Annotated in this window: 19 protein-coding genes; 6 read left to right on the top strand and 13 right to left on the bottom strand. The window is 59.3% G+C overall.

Annotated elements, in window-relative coordinates; all coding sequences use genetic code 11:
• Nucleotides 1-27 precede the first annotated feature (27 nt).
• The 3 genes from PFZ56_RS28895 to PFZ56_RS28885 are packed head-to-tail and all read left to right on the top strand — an operon-like array spanning nucleotide 28 to nucleotide 2,843.
• Nucleotides 28-1,134 (top strand): diguanylate cyclase, encoded by a 1,107-nt coding sequence (locus tag PFZ56_RS28895; protein WP_102880707.1) that lies wholly within the window; start codon nucleotides 28-30, stop codon nucleotides 1,132-1,134.
• The gene (locus tag PFZ56_RS28890) at nucleotides 1,127-2,065 is read left to right on the top strand and encodes an iron-sulfur-binding ferredoxin reductase (RefSeq protein ID WP_102880706.1); all 939 of its coding nucleotides are present in this window, start codon (nucleotides 1,127-1,129) and stop codon (nucleotides 2,063-2,065) included. The genes PFZ56_RS28895 and PFZ56_RS28890 overlap by 8 nt, the downstream gene beginning before the upstream one ends.
• 28 nt (nucleotides 2,066-2,093) lie before the next feature.
• Nucleotides 2,094-2,843: an enoyl-CoA hydratase-related protein gene (locus tag PFZ56_RS28885; RefSeq protein WP_102880705.1), complete on the top strand. Its 750-nt coding sequence runs from the start codon at nucleotides 2,094-2,096 to the stop codon at nucleotides 2,841-2,843.
• An 83-nt stretch (nucleotides 2,844-2,926) separates the two neighbouring features.
• Here the strand turns inward: PFZ56_RS28885 and pyk are convergent, their stop codons facing one another.
• Nucleotides 2,927-4,378: a pyruvate kinase gene (pyk, locus tag PFZ56_RS28880; protein WP_016963242.1), complete on the bottom strand. Its 1,452-nt coding sequence runs from the start codon at nucleotides 4,376-4,378 to the stop codon at nucleotides 2,927-2,929.
• Between the two features lie 157 nt (nucleotides 4,379-4,535).
• On the opposite strand from pyk, the gene PFZ56_RS28875 reads away from it, so the two are divergent.
• Together PFZ56_RS28875 and PFZ56_RS28870 are read left to right on the top strand one after the other, a co-directional pair.
• Nucleotides 4,536-4,910, top strand: a complete 375-nt coding sequence (locus PFZ56_RS28875) for a hypothetical protein (protein ID WP_102860530.1) — start codon at nucleotides 4,536-4,538, stop codon at nucleotides 4,908-4,910.
• Between the two features lie 219 nt (nucleotides 4,911-5,129).
• Nucleotides 5,130-5,489: a PilZ domain-containing protein gene (locus PFZ56_RS28870; protein ID WP_102860531.1), complete on the top strand. Its 360-nt coding sequence runs from the start codon at nucleotides 5,130-5,132 to the stop codon at nucleotides 5,487-5,489.
• 15 nt (nucleotides 5,490-5,504) lie between these two features.
• Here the strand turns inward: PFZ56_RS28870 and PFZ56_RS28865 are convergent, their stop codons facing one another.
• Complete coding sequence (locus PFZ56_RS28865; RefSeq protein ID WP_102880704.1) at nucleotides 5,505-6,836, bottom strand: DUF58 domain-containing protein; 1,332 nt, start codon at nucleotides 6,834-6,836, stop codon at nucleotides 5,505-5,507.
• Nucleotides 6,837-6,849: 13 nt separating this feature from the next.
• Complete coding sequence (locus PFZ56_RS28860; protein WP_102860533.1) at nucleotides 6,850-7,875, bottom strand: MoxR family ATPase; 1,026 nt, start codon at nucleotides 7,873-7,875, stop codon at nucleotides 6,850-6,852.
• Between the two features lie 300 nt (nucleotides 7,876-8,175).
• On the opposite strand from PFZ56_RS28860, the gene PFZ56_RS28855 reads away from it, so the two are divergent.
• Nucleotides 8,176-11,172 (top strand): TrlF family AAA-like ATPase, encoded by a 2,997-nt coding sequence (locus PFZ56_RS28855; protein ID WP_394304551.1) that lies wholly within the window; start codon nucleotides 8,176-8,178, stop codon nucleotides 11,170-11,172.
• A 170-nt stretch (nucleotides 11,173-11,342) separates the two neighbouring features.
• On the opposite strand, the gene PFZ56_RS28850 is transcribed toward PFZ56_RS28855, so the two are convergent.
• The 10 genes from PFZ56_RS28850 to PFZ56_RS28805 form a co-directional block, all read right to left on the bottom strand.
• Nucleotides 11,343-12,293, bottom strand: coding sequence for a hypothetical protein (locus PFZ56_RS28850; RefSeq protein ID WP_394304550.1), 951 nt, complete (start codon nucleotides 12,291-12,293; stop codon nucleotides 11,343-11,345).
• 100 nt (nucleotides 12,294-12,393) lie between these two features.
• Nucleotides 12,394-13,278 (bottom strand): hypothetical protein, encoded by an 885-nt coding sequence (locus PFZ56_RS28845; protein ID WP_394304549.1) that lies wholly within the window; start codon nucleotides 13,276-13,278, stop codon nucleotides 12,394-12,396.
• A gap of 425 nt (nucleotides 13,279-13,703) precedes the next feature.
• A complete protein-coding gene (locus PFZ56_RS28840) occupies nucleotides 13,704-14,132 on the bottom strand; it encodes a TetR family transcriptional regulator (RefSeq protein WP_394304547.1) in 429 nt (142 codons plus the stop codon).
• Complete coding sequence (locus PFZ56_RS28835; RefSeq protein WP_394304546.1) at nucleotides 14,129-16,015, bottom strand: integrase; 1,887 nt, start codon at nucleotides 16,013-16,015, stop codon at nucleotides 14,129-14,131. The genes PFZ56_RS28840 and PFZ56_RS28835 overlap by 4 nt, the downstream gene beginning before the upstream one ends.
• Nucleotides 15,997-17,691 carry a hypothetical protein gene (locus PFZ56_RS28830; RefSeq protein ID WP_394304545.1) on the bottom strand — a complete coding sequence of 565 codons (1,695 nt, stop codon included), beginning with the start codon at nucleotides 17,689-17,691 and terminating at the stop codon, nucleotides 15,997-15,999. Before PFZ56_RS28830 ends, PFZ56_RS28835 begins: the two co-directional genes overlap by 19 nt.
• Entirely contained in the window at nucleotides 17,691-18,839 is a 1,149-nt protein-coding gene (locus PFZ56_RS28825) for a tyrosine-type recombinase/integrase (protein ID WP_394304544.1), read from the bottom strand. The genes PFZ56_RS28830 and PFZ56_RS28825 overlap by 1 nt, the downstream gene beginning before the upstream one ends.
• A 163-nt stretch (nucleotides 18,840-19,002) precedes the next feature.
• Nucleotides 19,003-20,166: a DUF4350 domain-containing protein gene (locus tag PFZ56_RS28820; RefSeq protein WP_110594886.1), complete on the bottom strand. Its 1,164-nt coding sequence runs from the start codon at nucleotides 20,164-20,166 to the stop codon at nucleotides 19,003-19,005.
• Nucleotides 20,163-21,713 (bottom strand): DUF4129 domain-containing protein, encoded by a 1,551-nt coding sequence (locus tag PFZ56_RS28815; RefSeq protein WP_102880702.1) that lies wholly within the window; start codon nucleotides 21,711-21,713, stop codon nucleotides 20,163-20,165. Before PFZ56_RS28815 ends, PFZ56_RS28820 begins: the two co-directional genes overlap by 4 nt.
• The gene (locus PFZ56_RS28810) at nucleotides 21,700-22,680 is read right to left on the bottom strand and encodes a stage II sporulation protein M (RefSeq protein ID WP_102880701.1); all 981 of its coding nucleotides are present in this window, start codon (nucleotides 22,678-22,680) and stop codon (nucleotides 21,700-21,702) included. The genes PFZ56_RS28815 and PFZ56_RS28810 overlap by 14 nt, the downstream gene beginning before the upstream one ends.
• Nucleotides 22,677-23,402 (bottom strand): RDD family protein, encoded by a 726-nt coding sequence (locus PFZ56_RS28805; protein ID WP_123394085.1) that lies wholly within the window; start codon nucleotides 23,400-23,402, stop codon nucleotides 22,677-22,679. Before PFZ56_RS28805 ends, PFZ56_RS28810 begins: the two co-directional genes overlap by 4 nt.
• Nucleotides 23,403-23,525: the final 123 nt, after the last annotated feature.

Genomic DNA, 23,525 nt, shown 5'->3' with positions numbered 1-23,525 from the left:
GCCTCCTTTCTCACGGTGAGTCAACGATTGACCCATAAAGCCATCCAGAGCTTGTTACTCAAGCGCTTCACCATTGCTGCGGGCACCTACGGACTGATCCTGCTGCTGTTCTGGCTGGCGGTTCTCGCGGGGCACTATCGCGCCTCCACCAGCAGTGCGCTGTTGGCCTCGGGGTTGGTGTTGGCCACTCAGGGCCTGCTGTGCTGGGTGTTCATCAGCGGGCGCAACCTGCGCTTTGCCGATCCCAGCCTGACTGAAGTCCAAGTGGTCCTGGGCATTGCCTGGCAGACTTGGCTGATCGCCCACCTGGATCAGGCCCGGGGCGCTTTCCTGGTGTTCTATATCCTGCCGCTGCTGTTCGGCCTGTTCCATTTATCCCGCCGGGCCTACCTGCGTTGCGCGGCGCTGATCTTCTTCTGTTTTGCCGGGGTCAACCTGTGGGACGGCTATCGCTTTGTCCTCGACGATCCCCAGCTGGCGGCGCTGCAAGTCTGTGTGCTGCTGGTGATACTGGTGTGGATGTGCCTGTACGCTGCCTATGTCCAGGCGTCGCGTTCGCGCATGCGGCAGCGGCGTTTTGCCTTGCAGGCCCATCAGGACACCTTGCGGGGGATGATGCGGCAACTGGAAGATCTGGTGGCTACCGATGAGTTGACCGGGCTGTTCAATCGCCGGCACTTCCTGCGTATCGCCAGCCGTGAGTTGCAGGCCATGGACCAGGAACAGATGCATGGGCTGGCGCTGATCGACCTGGATCATTTCAAGCGCATCAACGATCTTCACGGCCATGCGGCAGGAGATCAGGTGCTGCAGGCGTTCGCCGCGGTGGCCACGGCCTGCCTGCGGGACGGTGATGTACTGGCCCGCTACGGCGGTGAGGAGTTTGTGGTGCTCCTGCCCGACTGTGATGCCGAGCGCCTGACCTCCTGTTGCGAGCGTCTGCGCCTGGCCTTCATGGAGGTGCAACTGGTGGGCCTGAATGTGCGTGACCTGAGCCTGTCGGCAGGGATGACCCTGCTGCAGGCCGGTGATGATCTGGATAATGCCCTGCAACGCGCCGATCAGGCGCTGTACCGGGCCAAGCGCGACGGCCGCAATCGTTGTTCCGCCGCCTGGGAAAACCTCGATGCCTGAATTGACCGTGGGCAGCCGGCGCTGGTCGGTGGCACCGGCAAGCAACCTGCTGGATGCCTTGAATCAGGCCGGTGTGGCGGTGCCCTACAGTTGTCGCGCCGGCAGTTGTCATGCCTGCCTGGTGCATTGCGTCCAGGGCCTGCCCAACGACAGTCGGCCGGATGCCCTGAGCGATGAACAGCGCCGCCGCGGCTGGCGCCTGGCCTGCCAGTGCCAGGTGGTGGAGGACCTGCAGGTCGAGACTTTCGATCCGTTGCGCGATGGCCGGCCGGCCCAAGTGGTCGGGCTCGACTGGTTATCGCCCACAGTCCTGCGCTTGCGTCTGCAACCTGAGCGGCCATTGCGTTATCGCGCCGGCCAGCACCTGGTGCTGTGGACCACCAGCCAGATCGCCCGGCCGTATTCCCTGGCCAGCCTGCCGGAAGAGGACCGCTTCCTGGAGTTTCATCTGGACTGCCGGCATCCGGGACAATTCAGCGACGCCGCACGCCAGTTGCAACTGGGCGACCCGATCCGCCTGGGCGAGTTGCGCGGTGGCGCCTTGCACTACGATCCGGACTGGCAGCAGCGACCGCTCTGGCTGCTGGCCTCGGGAACCGGCCTGGCGCCCTTGTTCGGGGTGTTGCGCGAAGCCTTGCGTCAGGATCACCAAGGCCCTATCCGCATCATTCACCTGGCCCATGACGCCACCGAGCATTACCTGGCCAAACCCTTGGCAGCCCTGGCAGCGAACCGTCCCCAGCTGAGTGTGGAGCTGTGGCAGGGGGCGCAGCTGACGACGGCCCTGGCGCAACTGCGACTTGTTTCCCGGCAAACCCAGGCCTTACTCTGCGGGCACCCCGACAGTGTCGATGCCTTTGCCCGACGCCTGTACCTGGCGGGGCTGCCGCGCAATCAACTGCTGGCCGATGTGTTCCTGCCCCGTGGTTGAGCGCTGATTTTTCCAGAGCGAGATCTTCATGACCGATGCCATCGAGCTGCAACGCGAGGGCGGGCTGCTGACCCTGCGCCTGAACCGCCCCGACAAGAAAAACGCCTTGACCCGTGCCATGTACAGTCGTCTGGCGCAAGCCCTGGCCGAGGCGGACGCCGATCCGCAAATCAATGCCCTGCTGATCTGCGGTAGCAGCGAATGCTTTACCGCCGGCAACGACATCGCCGACTTCCTGCAACAGCCGCCCAGGGACCTCGACAGCCCGGTGTTCCAGTTCATGCGCAACCTGCTCGATTGCCGCAAGCCGGTGGTGGCTGCGGTGGCCGGCGCGGCCGTGGGAATTGGCACCACCTTGTTGCTGCATTGCGATCTGGTCTATGTCAGCCGTGATGCACGGTTGCGCATGCCGTTCGTCAACCTCGGGCTGTGCCCGGAATTTGGCTCGAGCCTGATCCTGCCGCGCTTGCTGGGACAGGCCAAGGCCGCTGAGTTGTTGCTGCTCGGCGAAGGCTTCAGTGGTGAACAGGCGGCGGCCTGGGGCATTGCCACTGCGGCCCTGGGAGATGGCGCGGCAGCCCTGGCCAAAGCCAGGGAGGCGGCATTGCGTTTCAGCCAACTGGCGCCGGAGGCGGTGCAAGTGAGCAAGCGCCTGATGAAGGCTCCCTACCGTGAGCAACTGCGCCAGGTAATAGAAGAAGAGGGCGCGCAGTTCACTCAGCGCCTGCGTTCACCAGAAGCCATCGCCGCCTTGTCGGGTTTTTTCGCCAAAGGCTGACACCTGTCGCTACAGGGAAGGACGGACATAAAAAAGCCCCGGGGTTTCCACCACCGGGGCTTTTGCGTTCAGCGAGCCAGGGCTCAGACCATCGGGTCGCCAACGTGCAGGATCTTCATGCCATTGGTGCCGCCGGTGGTGTGGTAGCTGTCGCCCTTGGTGAGAATCACCCAGTCGCCTTTCTCTACTACGCCGCGCTTGAGCAACTCGTCGATCGCAGCCTGGCTGACCTGCTCAGGCGGCAGGGAAGCCGGATCGAACGGGATGGTGTAGACGCCGCGGAACATGGCTGCACGCGCCTGGGTTTCACGGTGCGGGGAGTAGGCATAGATCGGCACCGAGGAACGGATGCGCGACATGATCAGCGGGGTGTAGCCGCTTTCGGTCAGGGCGATGATGGCCTTCACGCCCGGGAAGTGGTTGGCGGTGTACATGGCGGCCAGGGCGATGCTCTGGTCGCAGCTTTCGAACACCTTGCCCATGCGGTGGCTGGAGGTCTTGCTGGTGGGGTGTTTTTCCGCACCGACACAGATCCGCGCCATGGCCTGGACCGCTTCCAGCGGGTAGGCACCGGCGGCGCTTTCTGCCGAGAGCATGACCGCGTCGGTGTAGTCGAGCACGGCGTTGGCCACGTCGGACACTTCGGCACGGGTCGGCATCGGGTTCTGGATCATCGACTCCATCATCTGGGTCGCGACGATCACTGCCTTGTTGTGGCGGCGCGCGTGAAGAATGATTTTCTTCTGGATGCCCACCAGCTCGGCGTCGCCGATTTCCACACCCAGGTCGCCACGGGCCACCATCACGGCGTCACTGGCGTTGATCAGGCCGTCGAGGGTTTCGTCGTCGGCCACGGCTTCGGCGCGTTCGATCTTGGCCACCAGCCAGGCCGTACCACCGGATTCATCACGCAGTTTGCGCGCGTATTCCATATCGGCAGCGTCGCGAGGGAAGGACACGGCCAGGTAGTCGACTTGCATTTCGGCGGCCAGCTTGATGTCGGCCTTGTCTTTCTCGGTCAGGGCCGGAGCGGTCAGGCCGCCGCCACGACGGTTGATGCCTTTGTGGTCGGACAGCGGGCCGCCGACGGTCACCACGCAGTGCAGCTCGGTGGCGGTGGCGGTTTCCACGCGCATCACCACACGGCCGTCGTCCAGCAGCAGCTCGTCATTGACGCCGCAGTCCTTGACCAGATCCGGGTAGTCGATGCCGACGATGTCCTGGTTGCCTTCGGTCAGCGGGTGCACGGTGGAGAACGTGAACTTGTCACCGATCTTCAGTTCGATACGCTTGTTGGCGAATTTGGCGATGCGGATTTTCGGGCCTTGCAGGTCGCCGAGGATGGCCACGAAGCGGCCGTGCTTGGCGGCCAGGTCGCGGACCAGTTGGGCGCGAGCCTTGTGCTCGTCCGGAGTGCCGTGGGAGAAGTTCAGACGGGCAACATCCAAGCCCGCGAGAATCAACTGTTCGAGAACTTCCGGCGAGTTACTGGCTGGGCCAAGGGTGGCAACGATTTTGGTACGACGAACGGACATGCACGGACTCCTGAGTTCAAGCGCAACGAGAGGCTACTATGCTCCGAAGTTGTAGTCATTGTTCGTTTGCACTACTTATTGCTTTGTTTGTTTACCGCAACAACCTTGAAGATTTTTGCCGATGAGTCGATACACTGCACAAGACAGGAGATACCCCATGCGATTCGTACTCATTGCTATCTTGGCCGTCAGTGTTGTCGGCTGCACCCGCTGGTCCATGAACCATCATTTGAATAACGCCTACCGCGCTTATGACCGCGGCAACTGCGAGAGCGTGATGCTCGAGTTGAGCCAGGTCGACCGCAACAGCCGTGCGCGGCCTTACATCCAGCCGGAAGTGTCGATGCTGCGCGGGCAATGCCTGGAGCGGCAGAAGTTGTTCGTCGATGCGGCGCAGACTTATCAGTTCATCATTACCCAGTACCCCAGCAGCGAATACGCCTACCGTGCTCGCGCCCGCCTGGACACCCTGCAGCAACTGGGGCATTACCCGGCAAACGGTGCAGCACAAGTTCGCCGTACAGCGTTGTAAGCGATACCGGTCAGGGGCAGTGTAATTGCCCCTCGCGCTTGAGCTAACATTTGTACAGGTTGTTCGAACACTGCACGGTTCCTGCCTGGCGCAGTGGCGTTGAAATCCTTGTGAAGATTTTCCTCGCACCTCGAATCCGGGAGAACGAGCCGCTACTCAAGGCCCGTTCCGAAGCACTAGTGCGGTCATGCTTAATGACCTTTCATAGCGATACCCAGCATGTTCACGGAACCTCGGATCGAGCGGCATCAACTGCCGTCCTACTTGAAAGTCTTCAACCGGTTTACCGACAAGCCTGTCGGTTACCTGGGCAATATTTCCGCTGACGGGCTGATGTTGATCAGCCAGTTGCCGATGCTGATCGGTGCCGAGTTCGAGCTGCGGGTGAAAGTCCCCGGCAGTGATGGACAGACGCAGTTCATCGATTTCAGCGCCTGTTGCCTGTGGTGCCATGAGGACCTGACCCCTCACCAGTACGACAGCGGTTTCAGCCTGCTGCGGGCGACCGCCGAATTCGCTGAACTGGAGCAGGCCTTGCGGCACTACTTCAGCTTCCATCCGTTGCAGACATCGGCCTGAATGTCGCGGCAGCCACTACAGGCTGCCGGCTTTCTTCCAGCTCAGATACCGGCTGACCAGCTCCGCCCCCAGCTCGCCTGGACGGGCGTCGAGCAGGGCGATGCCGTGGGCGCTCAGGCGTTCATGCAGTTCGGCCCGGCTATTGAGGTAGTTCACGGCGGCGCTGTAGATCAGCGCCTCGGGCAAGGTCTGTACTGGGCTTTGGCGCAACTGATCGAGCACTTCCTCGCGCAGGCTGGCCACCAGTACCCGATGCTGGCGGCTGATGCGTTTGACCGCAGTCAGCAACTCCTGGTCGTCTTCATCCCGCAGGTTGGTGACCAGTACCACCAGCGCCCGACGCTTCTGCCGCGCCAGCAATTCACTGGCAGCAGCCTGGTAGTCGGCTGGACGCTGGCTGGTGTCCAGGTCGTAGACGCCGTTGAGCAGCACACTCAGTTGGGCCGAGCCCTTGACTGGCGCAAGGTAGCGCGAGCGTTCTCCGGCAAAACTGTAGAGGCCTACTGCATCCCCCTGGCGCAGCGCGACATAGCTGAGTAGCAGGCAAGCGTTGAGGGCATGGTCGAAGTGCGCCAGCTCGCCGTCCTGGCTGCGCATGCGGCGTCCGCAGTCGAGCATGAAGATGATCTGCTGGTCGCGTTCGTCCTGATATTCCCGGGCGATGGGCGTGCGCTGGCGGGCGGTGGCTTTCCAGTCGATCTGCCGCAGGCTGTCGCCTTCGCGAAACTCCCGCAGTTGATTGAATTCCAGGCCCAGCCCGCGGCGTTGCAACTGGCGCACCCCGAGTTGGCTGAGCCAGTTGTCCACTGCCAGCAACTGCGCGCCATAGAGGCGGGCGAAGTCCGGGTAGACCCGCGAGCTGTCGTGGACTTTCAATCGTCGTCTGGCGCTCCACAGGCCCAAGGGGCTGGGCAGGCTGACTTCACACTGGTGGAAGTTGAAATGCCCTCGTTGCAGCGGTCGCACGCTATACCCCACTCGGCTGACCTGGCCCGGCTCCAGGCTCACCGATTGTGGCAGGTGCTCAAAGCTCAAGCCCTGGGGCGGATGGTCGAACAGTTGCACCTCAAGCGCTTGCCGATAAGGGTGGCGGATCTCCAGTTGCACTTCGCTCCAGCGTCCCAGGGGCAGGCTGCCGGGCAACTGACGCTGTATTTCGGGCGACGCTAGGCGCGACAAGCGCAGGGCATCCAGCAGCGCCAGCAGCAACAGCGCCAGCAACAGGCCCCAGGCGATCGAGTCCAGGCGCGGCACCGCCTCGATACCCAGGGCACGCACCGTTCCCAGAAGGATGTACAGGCCGGTCAGGGTGCCCAGCCAGATCAGCAACAGACGAGTCGGCTTCATCAGTGTGGGCGGCTCACAGGCGCGGTGCCGGAATCTGCTCGAGCATCTGCTTGAGCACCTGTTCCACCGACAGCCCTTCGATATCCAGCTCCGGAGCGACCCGTACCCGATGCCGTAGCACGGCCAGGGCGCAGCCCTTGATGTCATCCGGGATCACGAATTCGCCGCCCCGCAGCAGGGCCCGGGCCCGGGCTCCGCGCACCAGGGCAATGGAGGCACGCGGGCCAGCGCCCAGCGTCAGTCCCGGCCAGCTGCGGGTGGCCCGGGCCAGGCGCACGGCATAGTCGAGCACCTGTTCGTCCAGGGGCAGTTCACTGGCGATGCGCTGCAGGGCCAGCACGTCCTTGGCCTGGAGCACGGTACGCAGGGGCTGTACATCAAGCATGTCGGCGCGGGTCGAGCGAGCCACCTGGCGAACCATGTTCAGCTCCTCCTCGGCGTCCGGGTAGTCCATCCGCAACTTGAGCATGAAACGGTCCAGTTCGGCTTCCGGCAGCGGGTAGGTGCCTTCCTGCTCGATGGGGTTTTGGGTCGCCAGGACCATGAATGGCTGGGCGATGGGCAGGGCCCGGCCTTCCAGGGTCACTTGGCGTTCCTGCATGGCTTCCAGCAGCGCGGCCTGGGTCTTGGCCGGGGCGCGGTTGATTTCGTCCGCCAACAGCAGATTGGTGAACAGCGGACCCTTGCGCAGTTTGAACTGCTCGGTCTGCAGGTCGTACACCGCGTGGCCGGTGACATCGCTGGGCATCAGGTCCGGGGTGAACTGGATGCGTGCAAACTCTCCGCCAAAGCAGCGGGCCAGGGCCCGTACCAACAGTGTTTTGCCCAGACCTGGGACGCCTTCGAGCAACACGTGGCCACCGGCGATCAGGGCCGTCAGCACATCATCGATCACGGCCTCCTGGCCGATCACCACCTTCTGCAGTTCCTGGCGCACCGCCTGCGCCAGCTGGCTGGCCCGTTGCCGCTGCTGGGCCGCATGGACCTGGGGCTGAGGCGCCTCGGAGGAGTCAAGGGATTCGACGGGTTGTTCGCTCACAACTTCCGGAACCTTATTAACCGTTAGATGTATTTTTTCGTCCATAAATCAAGTGTTTACCTAATCTAACTTTTTTCGTTTTTCAACGTGCGGAACGGCTGAATAAAGGGGGCTGCTGTTTCAGGCCAATCGACTGATCATTTTTTGCCCTGAGCACGCAATTCACTTCCATTAGTGGCTCATTTTGGTGAAAAGTCGGGTAGGCTCAGCTTTTGACACTGGTTAAGTGTCCCTCTGCATGCATCGCTCTGGCATTTAGGTGCGAGCCTACAGCAATTGTCCGTTCGGGATCATTCAAGCATGGAAGAAAAAACATACGAATTTGGCAACGTGATCCATAGTGAGCGTGGCTCTGAATGGCATCGGTGGGATCCACACATACATACGCCTGGCACGGTTCTGAATGATCAATACAAAGGAGGGGATCCTTGGGAGGCTTTTCTTTCCAAATTGGAGGCTTCCGACCCGACGATTGAAGCATTGGGCATTACCGATTACTTCGGTATCGATCCCTACGAAAAGGTGCTTGAATTTAAGCGTCAGGGACGTCTGCCGAACGTTGGACTCATTTTTGCCAACGTCGAGCTTCGTCTAAACATCGAGACGAACCGTGGAGCCGCGCTCAACTTGCATCTGCTCTTCCCGCCTGATGATCCTGATCACGTCGGTCGAATCAAACGCTTCCTATTGGAGTTCGAGTTTCCATACCAGGGGGAGAATTTCCGCTGTCATCGTGAGGATCTGATCCGCTTAGGTAAGAAGCACAAGCCGGAACAGACGGATCCTGAGGCCGCCCGCTCCATCGGTGCCAACCAGTTCAAGGTTAGCCTGGAACAGTTGAAAGCTGCTCTGGGCAAGCATGAATGGGTTAAGCAAAATGCCCTGATCGCGGTTGCAGGGGGCCAAAAGGATGGTACTTCCGGTCTGCGAGACTCAGGGGATTCTTGGGCGGCGCAGCGCAAAAACATCGAGCAGTTGGCCCATATCATTTTCGACTCCAATCCCAAGCAGATAAGCTTCTGGCTTGGCCAAGGTGCACTTTCAGTAGAAGACCTGGATGTGCAATACAACGGCCGAAAGCCTTGTCTTCATGGGTCAGATGCGCATACCGCTGATATGGTGGGTGTGCCAGACAAGCAGCGCTACTGCTGGATCAAAGGCGATCTGGCTTTTGAATCCCTCCGTCAGACCTGCTTGGAGCCCGAGGAGCGGGTGCTCATTGGATCAGAACCACGACGCGGCTCCCTGCAGAGCCATACCATCGAGTCTTTGAAGGTCAGCGGTGCAGCATGGCTGACGAAGGCAATGATTCCGCTAAACTCCGGTTTGGTTGCTGTTATCGGTGCACGTGGCTCGGGGAAAACTGCACTGGCCGACTTAGTCGCTGCAGGGGGATATGGGCTGTCATCGCATGTCAACACCGAGTCATTTGTTTTCCGGGCCAAACAGCACCTGGATGACTGTAGGGTGGAGCTCACTTGGGAGAACGGTGAGGTAACCGGCAGCGAAGTAATAAATGCTGATCTTGACGACCTTCTATACAGCTCCCACGTCCAGTACCTTTCCCAGCAGTTTGTGAACAAATTGTGCTCTGCAGAAGACACGAGTAACCCGTTGAATGCGGAGATAGAGCGAGTCATCTTCAATGCGCACCCGCGAAATGACCGTATGGGCACTTCCGTCTTTCAGGAGTTGCTTGAGCTGAGGCTCGAGGGCACACATCAGAAGCGCCGGCGCCATCAGGAAACGTTGCGCAAGGCATCCAATGACCTGACAGAGGAGCGTACTCGAAAAGCAAGTTTGGCAGGCCTGCGGAAAGACCGGGATGAGAAGTCCAAGGCGATCGATCAGGACAAGCGTGATCGAACATCACTGATCCCCAAAGGTAATGAGGAGCGTGCGAAGCGTTTAGAAGATGTCTCGCAGGCCGCTGAACAGAAACGTCTGCAGGTCGAGCGGGCGAAGCGCCGGCACCAGACATTGCTTAACCTGAAAGGGGATGTCGAAGATTTCCGCAGTCGTCGAGCGCCAGAGCTTCTAAACGAAATGCAGCAAGAGCGTCCTGATACGGGCTTGTCGGAGGCCGACTGGGAAGCGTTCAAAGTGGACTTTGTGGGTGATGTCGACACGCTGTTAGCGGAACGGCTTCGCCAAGTGAAGGCTCAGGCGGCGAAATTGCAAGGGCCATCCGAACTTGATCCTCCAGTGAATGAGGAGGCTGACCCCACGATCTCACTCATTCCAGAAGGAGCGGAACTTCAACTACAGACTCTGGCATTGCTTGATCGGGAGGTTGTCCGCCTAAACCTGTTGGTTGGTGCCGATAAGTCAAAGATTAAGCGTTATTCAGCTCTAAGCGATAAAATCACCAAGGCGGAAAACGCTCTAACCAAACTTGATGAACAGATCAATCGGGCGCAAGAGGCTGATGCCAAAATACAGGACCTGATCCATCTGCGTCGTACTTCCTATGAGGGGGTATTTGAGGCCATTGTGGAGGAGGAGCAGGAACTCAAAGCGCTTTATGCACCGATCCAACAGCGCATTGAAGCTGATACTGGTTCTATGGCTCGGTTAGCCTTCACCGTTAAGCGCAATATTGACATTGAAAGTTGGGCTACAACCGGCGAAAACTTGCTCGACCTTCGCACCGGGCCATTCCGTGGGCGTGGCCAGGTTCTGCTGGCTGCTAAGGGAGTGTTGATGTCTGCCTGGCAGACAGGTACATCCGCCGAAGCTGCCGCTGCGCTGCTTGAGTTCGTCAAGACCAATGAGGAAAACCTACGAGCGCATAAACCGGACAACGTCGATTTCCGCGAGTGGGCCCGTCAAATCTCGGACTGGCTCTACAGTACGGAACACATAACAGTTGGGTACACCATACAGTATGACGGAGTGGAGATTGAGCAGCTTTCGCCAGGAACACGAGGGATAGTGCTCTTGTTGCTATATCTGTCAATCGATGCGGAAGATGATCGGCCGCTCATCATTGACCAGCCCGAAGAGAATCTGGATCCACAGTCTGTATTTGAGGAACTGGTTGCACGGTTCCGCGAAGCTAAGCTACGACGTCAGATCATCATCGTGACCCACAATGCCAACCTAGTGGTGAATACTGATGCCGACCAAGTGATCGTGGCGTCTTGCGGTCGCCATAGATTGGGACAATTGCCCGAAATCACTTACGAATGTGGCAGTTTAGAGAACCCCGGTATACGGCGGCGAGTCTGCGAGATTCTGGAAGGGGGAGAGCGAGCATTCAAGGAACGTGCCCGGCGTTTGCGCGTAGCATTCTAGCTGAATATCAGGTCGCGATAGGGGCTCCCTATCGCGGGCGAGCGAGATTGGACCGTTGTTGCCGCATCGGCGGGCCTGCGGCTGATTTCCGCAAGGCCTGATGGCGGTACGCTTACTCAGGTCGGCCGCTAGTGCGATTTTTAGCCAGGAGGTTGCGAGTTCGAAAACCTTCAGTGGAGCTGCTGGCTTTGAAGAGCCAGACTCTGCTGTACAGGGAGCAAAATTCCGCCTTGGCTCTGTATTAGATTATCCGTCACCTCCAATGTGATGGCCTCAACAACGTTCTGATCCATATTTCCACCGCTCCGATGCAGCATGCTCAGGTAATAACTGTATTGATCAACATCGTACTGATCGAGGCCCAGCTGATCAGGATGTGCCAACCGGGTTACGACACTACGATAATCATCGCCGGTGATTTCCCCGCTTCGCTGTAGAGCCGCCAATATTCTCATGCACACATCGTGGCTGTGCTCTCCAGAGGAGTGCCTTAGAAGTGTGAGCACGTGCCGATAGCGGTTTTGCAGCATGAGATCGATGATCTCTGAACGTTCGTTGCCGGTAATCGCTTTGACCTGAATGCCGGCTGTTGTACCGCTCTTAACCAGCGTCGCAAGCTCAGCATCACCATTTTCATTGATCCTGTAGAACTGGACATCAAAAGGGCTCGCCGTATTGTACAGCCATGCGGTAGACACCTGATTCATGAGGCTTTTGTCGGCTGTCACAAACGCGGTGTACTGGTTTAGTAGGGAGTCCGAGACTCGCCCCGGCTGACGCTCGGTGCACCAGGCGAATACTTTGCGGCCGATGGTGGCTGAGTAGTCGCGACACATCCTGGCGAGATAAGCCTCAAACACCATCCCTTTGAAGGATGCCTCGGGCCGTGTGGTGTGCATTAGGAGTACACCGTTAGCGTCCAAGAAAGCATTACCACTCACCATTGCGTCCTGGTAGGTGACGCTGCGGTACTGCATCGTAAGCAGCTGTTGACGGTCTTCCTCGGAGAACGAAGGGTGAAGTGCATTCACCGCCGCAGCCGGCACCTTTATCAACGCTTGCATTGGAAGCTGCAGGATGGGGGTGGGCATGATTAAGCCGGAGGACGTATTTTCGTGCATGCAAGGTATCCTGAGTGGCGTGTGCCCTGTTGTGTAGAGTGCGAGCAAACCGAGATGCACACTGATTTCGACAGATGACTGAGCTGATTAAGGCTCTTACCTAAGGCCAGATGGGCGCGGGCTTTTGGCCTTGTTCCCATTTTTCGGCCAGTGCCTCGGCCTTAAAAAACCAGTGCTTCTGAAAACTGTCGATATCGCCCAGGCCGGTGAGAAAGCCTCTGTCCTCAGTCACAACTAAGGCCGGTAATTGCAAAAAGCGGTAGAGATCGGCATCGATCCCGTCGTTGCGCTTTTTCTTCGACGTTGGATTATAGGCGTCTTCTGCTTTTTGCATGCGGATGAACTGTCGGCACAGGTATCGGCTCTGCAGGTGTAGACGTACCGACATTGGTGGCACTAACGAGGTCCATTTATCCTGGGCGCTTGCCATTCCCTCAAGCATCCCAGTGCTCATCGCTTCCAGATCGAGAGGGGTTGATGGATCCTCAGCGTTGATTTTGTCGATGATCTGCTGCCATCCGCTGAAAAACTCGATCCAGTCATCCCGCTCCTCTTGCAGTACCCATTCCGGCGACTGTTGCTCATCACCACTGTCCGCGTAGCGTTTCAGTCTGCTCCAGCCAGAAAGCGACATCTGCCGGCATTCGTCCTCACTCCACAAATTATCATTCACTTGCAGCATGCCCATTAGGTCACGCTTTCCCAGCAGCACGGGTAGCTGAGGGTTCAGAAAACGCTCCAACCTTTGGCATATCCGGTGGCACTCCTCTGCTGTTAATGCATCCCGGCGACGCTGGGCCAGCAGTTCGGCGAGCGTGCCGTCAGCTAGAGAGAACGAATAGCCCTGTACCGACATTTTGGCGAACGTATCGACCCATTGAGGTGATTGCTCGGGATAAGCGAGGTTGCGTGCTGAGGCAGTATCTAACACAACAATCACCTGATCTTCAGGCACCAGCAAACGATCAGTTTTTTTATCAATCATGCCAAGCTCCGATAGGTTCATGTATGTAGTGTGCATGATCTAGGGGCGTGTGAGCTATTTCGGCTGTTACCTTCCTTGGGAGAGGGCGAAGTGTGCTCACCGCTCACGAGTTACTGTAAAAAAGTCGTTTCAGAATGGGATGGGTGGCAATGCCGATTCGACGCCAACGGGGTGTCTCTGAGATTTCTGCTGTCGGGCAGCCAAATTCAGACTCCCCGTTTTTCGCAGTGCCTGACAATGCTCGGGTTTCACGCACTGCGTTGGATTCGATCATCCAGGTGTTCAATTAAATAGGTGGACACCATCGCCTTAGCAATGGTGTCGGGAAGGCGTGTTTGCCGGACGCTTGCGAAACTCTTGCTCGCTGATCTGTAGATCACGCACAGAATGTGGATGTGTGTGATCTGCCGCAGTGCTATTGCTACCTATTGTTGTGATTTCCTCAAGTTCAGATCGACCACCTTACGGTCATTCAACTTGGTCTTTAACACCCCATTTTCGTTCAACAGAACTTCGTTGATGGAAGCGAGGTTGGCGACCTTGGCACGCAACTCCTCGATCACCTGACGGTATGCTTCGGACTTCTTGCGCTCGGCAATCAAGCCTTGGTGCTTCACATCACGCATGGCACGACTCGAGCGCCCCTGAGTCTCGCGTATAGCCTCGGCAACGCCCGGGTAGTGGTTGTGGATCAGCGCCGTCGATACGCCTGCTTCGCGGGCTACTGCGGCGATGGTAACCTTGGTTTCCCCTGTGTGGGCGCGTCCCTTCTGGATGCGGTAAAGCGCGAGCCGCAGATCTTTATCGCGATCCTCAGCCGGCTTGTAGTTGGTTGATTTGTCTCTTGGCTTCATGCGATCAGTGTCTCCGGATCCATGCCTAACTGGGCCAATACGTCACGGCAGCGATTCAGGTCGCGCTCAACGCGTTGGCGGCCGCCCTCGCCAATGTCCGAGTAATGCAGCAGACCTTTCAGATCATCGTAAAGTCGTTGGTAAATGGGAGCATGGCCGCGACCGATCACGGCATTGTTGCAGTTGCCGCAGCGGGTACGCTCAAGGGTATTCCCGACGCAACCGTCATCGTCCGCCGTGCACCAAGCATGGCCGTTACTGCGAATCGCGGTGCTTTCGGCAATGGACTTCAGCATCGAGCTGTGATCCTTGAAGATCAGTAGGTTTTGCGGTTCTCGCTTCCACTGCTTTATCGAGCGGCCATAGCCGCCGGCCAGGGGGGCGTCACCCAGCCAGTTATCGACGACACCGAGCTTGATGTCTTCCAACTCCGCCTGAATATCGTCGTACAGTTCAAGGTCAAAATGCTGCCCCCAACTGTCGTCCATGGCGTAGCCTAAAGTCATGTCCAGCGACCAGTGTGCGTAATGCTCCTTGAGGTAGCGCAGATCGCCGAACCGGCTGTGTGCGGCGTAGTTGGCGAATTTTCGGCGAAACTGGTGGCTGCTGAGATCCCAATTCAGTCCGCAGTCTTTGGCGAACTTCTTGAGTGTAGAATCCCAACCTGTGTTGGAAAGTGTGCGCACTTGGTTGCAATCTTTCGGATCTACGCCGACAAAGATTGCATGGCGGTGCTTGTGTGCCTCCGCGATTTGCGGATCATGCGGGTTCGCGCAACGCCGCTTCGCGATCTCGGCGGTGATCAGTGCCTGATAGGGCTTGCTCCAGCGCTCCATCAGTCGCAAGGTACGTACGGCAGCCTCGGGGATCATCCAACTATGAGGACCAACATCGGTCTTCTCTGACCGCGAGCGCATCCAGTGATAGACGGTGCCTTCATCGTCCTGGGTGCGATGATGTGCGCCCGACTGCAAATTGGCCAGCTCATGGTTGCGACAGCCGGATGTGCTGGCCAGAACAATGTAGCAGGCGGTACGCAGATTTATCAGTGCCTTGGTGAACTCCCTCAACCCAGTCTCCCAGCCAAGAGCCTCCAAGCGGCGGTTCTTAGCATTATTTACACTTCTGCTGCTCAACCTATTACGTTGCACCGCAACGACAGCCAACTCATCGCGCAGGTCAAGCAGTTGTTGGCCGCATTCAACCTGCCGATATGCCTGCTCGAACAGAGTGCAGAACACATCATCGGGCATTAGCGGTGTTTTGCCGCCTCGGACGCCGCCGATTAGCCCCGCCATCGAGCGTGCGGACGTTCCTGCCCAAGGGTGCTGTGGCATTCGGTCTTCGGTATATTGGCTGAGTTCATGGAGCGCTTCGACTGCCCCGAAACGGCCTTGTAGTCCTTCCTGCGTCAATGGCCTCCCGCCAGATTGGCTGGTCCGGCGATGAGCTTTGCAGGCTGTCACATAGGTGCTACAGATCAGAGGGGTCACCGCCCCCAAACGGTCAAGCTTGAGCATTTCCAAGTGACGTAAAAATGGCAACGCATCTTTGAAGCATTTTCGAAGAGTAGCGCCTTTAGGCTGCCCCCTCTCGCTGCGTCCTCTTCTTAGGTGTCGGTAGAACATCGCTTTCATCACCGCCCTAAAAGCTGGTGGCACTTTATCGAAGTCCAGCCGTTTCTTGCTGGCGGGTATGTTGCTAGCAAAACCGTCGAGTTGCCAGGCGTCATCGCCGTAGCGGCTGAGGATGACCCATTGCCCATCTACCTGAGCTGCGCTGATTATGAGGGCGTCGCGTTCGGATTTCGGGAGCCCACGCGTATCGCCCGGCTGTACATCAAGGAGTTCCCAGGGTAGGGCCGTCAGTGTGTTGACGCGCATGCAAAGATCTCCAGGCTGTCGATCAGATCAACCGACCAGAATGGGTGCGGTAAAATGCGAGCACGCTCACGAGCGGCTTCCACGGTTGCATCCTTGAAGGTGCCGCGCCGCAGCCCCTCGGCAATGATGTAGTAGTCGATCAAGCGGGGGATGTGGGCGTACTCCCGTGTCCATCGTCGTTTGTCCATACGTGAGCGCTCTGCCAGTACGCGGAAGTAGAAGCTGAAAAGCTTGTACAGATCCTCTGCGGTCACCGCGTAGTGCTTACAGCGTAGGCAGTTCAGGAAGTTCATGCAGGTCGCGCCCTCGCGCTTCGGAGCATACTGGCCGTTTACCAAGTCGGCGCAGCGGCCCATGGGAGTGTCGCTGTATGTTGCACCGATGCTCTGAGTCAGCAACTCCTGCACCAATACCTCGCCCATGAAACTCCAGTTACGACGGGCACCCTCGCCGGGCGACAGGTAATTTTGGTCGGCCACCCGCGGGGTATTACCGAGAGCCGTAGCGGTGATCACCAAATCTCCGTCGGTTAGCTCGAAAATTCGGTTCGCGAAAGTTTTCCGGAGACGCGAGATGTTGATGCGCAGAGGTTCTCCGTTGCTGTTGATCAGACCATATTGATGTACAAGGAGCCGTATCGCTTTGCCCAACACTTGTGCATCTAGTGCCGTGACTTGATCGAAATTCATGAAATCTCGACTGCGATACAGCCATACGCGCCCCCTGAAGTTGACCGGAGCCTCTGCATCTAGTGGTGCGGATAAGGTCATTATGCGGCGGATCAGTCGCTCCACATTGATTCTCACACTCGGCGTGGACTCCAGACGGCGCTTGGCGTCCGACTCTGCGCGCAGCACCACCTTGTTGGTGTTGTGGCCGCGTCGCTTCCATAGCGTAAGGAATACGGTGTTGTCCTTGGGGTGTGGGCGCAAGCAGTCGCGGCTCATCTCCAGAAGTGACGTGGTATTCCGTCCGGTGTGCAGTGCCACGATCAGAAGGGCGTAGGACAGCAGCTCGCTGGTGACAGGTGGGTCATCGGTCCAGATCGGTTTGATGGCTTGCCGCAGCGCCGTCGAAAACGCTTGTCGCTCGCGTTTTGACAGCGCTGTCTCGCCTTTGGCCTTGCGGTTGATGTTTGGGAATGGATTACGAGGGAAGGTGGCCGCGTCGCCTGAGGCGACCAAGTGAATTAGCCCACGTTGCCCCAAACTGTGCAGTACGGCTTTGGTCTTCGAGTAGCGGCTCTTCTGAGAGGTAGTCGCCACGCCCGACCCTTTCAAATGTTTGAGATAACCGTCTATCAAATCCCGGTTTATATCGGATAGGCTCAGGTCAAGGCCCAAAGCTTTCGCGCGCAGTACGCAAAAATCGAAAAAATGGCGTAGCCCATTTGTGCAGTAACTAATCACTGTGATGATTTCTACCGCACCATCCTGCCCGGCGAGGTAGCGCTCAATTTGTCGTTGGCAGGCGTATGTAAAGGGGTCGATGCCAACTCCGTACCAGCGAGCAAAGTCAAAGCTACGGCTGGTAGAGCTATTGCGCCTGAACTTGATCATGGTGTTAGTCGGAGGAATGGCCTCGGGCAGAATGACCACATTGCCTACTGCGTCGTGGGTGTGCTCAATTTGCGGGACGCCAAGGTCGGTCTTGGCAAATATCTTGCGTTTGCCCATCAGGCCGCTCCCGCAAGTGCATTCAACTCGTCGTCATAGGTCAGTACCGCCTCGTCGGCCATTTCGTTGATCAGATGCAGGTACACCATGGTCGTTTGAATGGAGCTGTGACCTAGTTGCCGCTGAACGAACATCAGGGGCTCCAGTCCGCTCGCAGGGTTGCGCTGAAGGCTGACCAGGGTATGGGTGGCATAGGTATGCCGGAGCATATGCGTATGGACCTTAATTCCGGCCCGCTTGCCGACCTCTCTGATGATCCGGTTGATACTCTTACCGTTCTCGCCATAGGGTTCCCCAGACTGGTTGAGGAGCAGCGTCCTTTGCAAGGTCTTACTGAGCAAGGCACGCTCGCCGCGTACCTTCGTCACATAGCGATAGAGTTCGGCCATGAACTGGCGGCTGACGTAAACCTCTCGCGGCTTGCTGCCCTTAGTCACCATGCCGCTGCCATCGAAGGGATCGAGGCGAATGCGGAGGTTGCGATCAGTTCGCACCGCCTTGTTCGGGTCGAAGGCATAGGACAGCGGGAAGGTGGCTATTTCCTCGCGGCGCAGTCCCGTATGAAGTGCCAAGCGCATCATCATCCGGTGATGGGGGTTCTCCGTTGCTGCCAGGAGCGCCTTGATCTCGGTCATGCTCAGGAACTTGGGCAGGGCCTTGTGGCTACGCGGCATAACATTATTTGCCATGGCCTTGCCGCCACTAGCATCGATATGCGCAAGGAAGCTTGTTTCGCGCTTTACGGTGCGTTCTTCATAGACGAAGGGCAGGCGCTTCACCCACCCCTCCTTCAGCGCGAACTCATAGAACTTGCAGATGTAAGTCAGGCGCTGGCGAGTGGTGTTTGGTGCCAGTTCGCACGCCACTAGGCAGTAGTCCCGATAGGCCGCCACAAGGCTCTTGGCCTCGCCACGATCTACGTCACGCCAGTCGAGCTCATGAGCCTGTAGGAAGCTGAAGAAGTCGTACAGTGCGCGTCCAGTACTGGGCCAGGAACGCTTAGAGCCAATGACCCCGCGAAGCAGGTAGTGGCGAAAGAACTGATTGACCGGGACGCAACTCTCCATCGAGTCCAAAAGCAGAATGGGAAACCCAGGATAGGGTTGCCCGGCGATCACGAAATCTTCAGTCGCCCACACAAGCTCCATCTGCGGTCCCCTTGCACCGACCTGGCACCCAATTCCCTCTTCTGCTCTGACAGAGTCAGGGCTATTAGATTGCCCCATCAAGTCCCATCTCAGGGCCATGCCTATGAGCTTGTAAGGGGCTATTTCTAATATAGTAGGTATCTAACACCTGCAAGGTGCCAGATCATAGGGCATTCCTGAGAGTTTGCAGGTGGGCGACCTGGTGGCTGAAATCAGCACCGGAAAGGCGCTGCCCGGACACCGGTTGCAGGGCTTGGCGCACAGCATCGACAGGCTGCTGGCTGAGCAGGGCGAGGACGTCCCACTGGGCTTCGGGTTCCAGTTGTTCGAAACCCGGATGGCGACGTCGTGCCCGGCGCCGGATATCCAGTTGCAGGGCCTGCAGCAGTGGGCCCTGGCCGCCATGGCGCAGGATGAAATCGGCACTGGCGCGCAGGTGTTCACGCAGTTGACGCCGGGCCTTGGGGGCCGGCGCCAGCAAAGGCCCCTGGCGGCTACCGGCCTGCCACAGCCACAGGCCGATCAACAGCGCCAGGGCTACCAACGCCTGGGGAAAATAGCGCCAGAGCAATTGCCACAGGCTCGGGTGGTCGGTGTTGAACAGCAGGGTCACGGCCGTATCGGTATTGAGGTACCACAGCAGCCAGGCGTTGTCGTACAGGCCGATGGCCGGGGTTTTCCAGATGTCGGCGTCGGTCAGCACGGTGACCGAGCCCTGGCCGTAGTCGAGCTGGATCATGTGGGTGGCCACGCCGCTGTTGGCCCAGGACTGGGCCAGGCTGTCAGGGTCGTCCAGGTGGAAGGCGGTGTCGAAGCCGATGTAGGCCGGGGCCTGTTCGTCTTCCAGATAGACTTTGGTCAGCTTTGGAAAGGCGTCGTTGGCTTCCTGTTCCGGCGGCTCCTCGAGGTCTTCACTGAGCTGTTGATGGATCTGCACCCGATCCAGCAGCAAGTCACCGCTTTGCTGGGTGTCATCGTCCCACAGGGCTTCGGCGACAAAAATCAGCCGGCCACCGGCACGGGCCCAATCCAGCACCTGGTCGGCCTGGCGCGGGCTCATGTTCGAGCGCTCCCCCAGCAACAGCAGGCTGTTGCCGGCGGGCTTCAAGGTGGCCAGTACTTCCAGGCCGTTGGCGTGATCGACCTTGAGGCCGCGTTCGCGCATAAACATCTCGGCGGCCAGGTAGGGATTGGCGCGGGCTTCGGGCGACGGGCCGTGATCGACGAGTTCCTGATAGGGCGTGGCGTGGCGGTACAGGTAGTAGCCGGCGGCTCCCAGTACCAGGATCAGCAACAGGGCCAGGCTGCCCCAAAGATAGCGCTTCATGCTGGCGCTCCTGGGCCGAACAGACTGCGCCAGGCGTCGCACAGTTGCGGTTGCAGATCGGCGCCGGGAATCCGGTGACCGTAGGCCATGTTCTGCCAATGCTCCGTCAGCTCGCGGCTGAAGGCTTCCAGGGGCGGTTGTTGCAAGGCCTTGATCCGCTCCAGTACCTGGCCTTCGGTATCGGCCACGCTCAGGGGCAGATGAAAGTCTTCCAGCAGGCGACTGAGCAGTGCCCTGTAAAGCAGGCCCAGGGCTTCCCGGGGCTGACTGGACCAGAGTTCCTCGGCGCGGGCTGCCACATCGGCGGGCAAGGTTTCGCTGCTGACGTCCAGGCCGAACAGTTGCTGGGGGATCGCGGCGGGGCGTTTCTTGCGCGGTAGCGGACGGCGGCTGACAAAGGCTCGCAGCCAATCGCGGTAGCGCCAGATCAGCCAGCCCAGGGCCCCTAGCAGCAAGGCCCAGAGGAGGATTTCCAGGCCCTTGGCGAGGCTGCCGAAACTGTTGTTGTCGAGGTTCTCAAGCAGGCTCTTGAGCCAGCCCGGCGGCTTGTCCTTGGCGTCTTTCTTCTGTGCCTGCTCTTCGCCGAAGCGGTAGCGGGTGACCGACTCCTGGTTCTTGAACGGCGGCTTTTCCAGGATGCCCTGGATGCTGTCCTTCGAGGCTTTGCTGGTCAGCGGTTGCTGCAGCAGTCGTGGCGCTTCGGGGCCAGCCACGGAACTGCTGGGAGTGGCTGCCCAGATCGATGCGCCCGGCATTGCCAGCATCAGGCCGGTCACCAGCAGCAGCGCCGTGACGCCCGCCAGACGCTGGCGCAGGCGGCGGAAAACCAGTTCGATGTCCCAGGCCTCTAGCTCGGTGCGGCGGTTGAGGTACAGGCTGAAGCCACAGGCCACGTAGATGGGCTCCCAGATCACCAGGACCAGAGCGTAGAAGGCGTTGGTCAGGTGTTCCAGCCAGAACCAGTCCTGCTGGGCGGCGATGACCAGGCTCTGCCAGCTCCAGTCCAGTTCGATCTGTTGCGGCAGCAGCAGGTAGAACAGCACCATCAACCCGATCCACAAGGCGCCTTCCAGGTGCATGCCGATCAGGGTCAACCAGCGTGCGGCCCCGGCATTGCGCTGCAGCAGGACCGCCAGGCGTTGTTGCCGGGCATCGCCACTCAGGCCTTCAAGCTGCACCACCGGCATGACAAAGCTGCGGCTCATGCTGAAGCGGCGCCAGGTCAGGCTGGCCAGCAATTGTGGCTTGAGCAGGCGTGGCCACTGCCTCAGCGCCTCTGCCAGGCTTGGGGTTTCACCGAACAGGGCTTTGGAGAGGATGAACAGTGGCAGGCGTTCGAAGGCCGGTTTCAGCCACCAGAACAACAGCACTGCCAAGGATGGGGATTGCCACAGCAGCAGGCTCAGCAGGGCAAACACCGGCAGGCTGACGATGGCCCAGCTGGTCATCAGCAGGCGCCGGTGACGCTGGCTCAGCAGTATCCCCAGGTCCATGGCTTCCCAGGGGTTGCGTGGGCGGATCGTCACGCTGGCGTCACTCAGGCGCATGGGATTCACGTCCGGCCAGGGTCAGGTACGCCACCACCAGGCTCCACAGGGCGGCGCCGACGCTGTATTTGATCCAGGGCGCGGGCCAGGTCATGGAGGACCAGTAGGCTTCGATAAAGGCCGCGATCAGCAGGAATACGATAACCCCGTAGACCAATTGCACGCTTATCCGCGCAGCCTGCAACAGGGCTTCGCCGCGGCTCAGGCGACCGGGGGCGATCAGTGCCCAGCCCAGTTTCAACCCGGCCGCACCGGACAGGGCAATGGCGCTCAGCTCGAAGGCGCCATGGCCGATGACGAAGGGCCAGAAGGTCTGGCCGAAGCCGATCTGGGTCAGGTGGCCGGCGATGGCGCCGATCATCAGGCCGTTGAAAAACAGGAAGAACACGCTACCGAGGCCAAACAGCAGGCCGCTGGCGAAGGTCTGAAAGGCGATGCCGATGTTGTGCATGATGTAGTAGCCGAACATTACCCAGTCCTGGCTTGAGGCGCGTTCGGCGACCCGTCCCAGGCGTCCGTCGGTGGGCTCGTACATGCTCTGCATTTCCGACACCTGCTCCGGGCTCACCAGGCTATAGACCAGTTCGGGGTAGAGGTACACCAACAGGCCGATACCCAGCAGGCTGCCGAAGAACAGCAGGCTGGCAATCAGTACCAGGCGCCACTCCTGGCGCACCAGACGCGGAAAACCGGCCAGTATGAAGCCCAGGACGTTGGCGCTGATGGCGGTGCGTTGCCGGTACAACTGCTGATGGCCGCGCAATGCCAACTGCTGCAATGGATCGATCAGGTAACTGCTGTAACCGCGCTCCTGGGCCAGGGCCAGGTGCTGGCACAGGCGGCGGTAGTCCTGGACGAAGTTCTGGCAGTCCTCGGCTTTGACCCGGCGTCGCTCCAACTGGTCAAGCAGATGCTCGAACTGTTGCCATTGCGCCTGATGACGGTTCTCAAAAAGGCTTTGTTTCATGTCGTTCCCAGAAAACCGCGGGCGATGCCGTTGAGTTCGGCAGTGGCCTGGGCGGTGGGTACATGCAGCGGTTGTGCGAGGATCGCCGCCAGTTCCCGGGTGCGCTCGGCCGACAGTTGATTCTGACGTTCGGCAAACCCGAGAATCGCCCGTTGTTCGTTCAGGCTCAGGGCAAAAGGTGCGGAGCGGGGGACGGCGGGTGGCAGTTCCGGGCGCTTGACCGACTGCTCGCGATAGATCACCAGGGTGCCGGCGGCCAGGTCGCCCAGGCGCTTGAAGGTCGGATGCTGCAGGCAACTGATCGCGCCAAGGAAGTAGCCGAACGGCAACATGTCGGCAAAGCGCAGCAGGTTGCGGGTCAGGGAGGCGCTCCAGCCAATGGGGGTGCCATCGTCCTGAACCACTCGCAGTCCCATTATTTGCTTGCCGGGAGAGCGGCCCTGGTTCAGCACCTCGAACAGCACCATGTACCACCAGCTGATCAGAAATAGCAGGATCGAACCGAGACCGATGCCGATCTCGCCGAAAAAGCCCAGCACAATGAACAGCAGGCCCAACACCAGCCCGCGGACGCCCAGATCGAGGGCAAACGCCAGGGTACGCACCAGCAATCCCGCCGGTCGCAGCGGCAGATCGATGCCCTCGGGGGTTTCGACCTGATACCGCGTATCCAGTGGCGGGTGCAGCGATGCGTTCCTTGGCGTTGCTGTCGTCTCAAGCATGGGCAACTTTGGGGCTTGGCCTGGTAGAGAAAAATCCAGCGCAGATGCTAGCAGTGTCCGAGGGGCAAACGACATCATTAACTGCGAATTCAACGTGGCGCTCTGCGTGCCGCCGGTTCGCGC

The sequence above is a fragment of the Pseudomonas danubii genome (assembly GCF_042980055.1).
Taxonomy (GTDB): Bacteria; Pseudomonadota; Gammaproteobacteria; order Pseudomonadales; family Pseudomonadaceae; genus Aquipseudomonas; species Aquipseudomonas danubii.
This window is presented reverse-complemented; position numbering and strand designations above follow the sequence as displayed.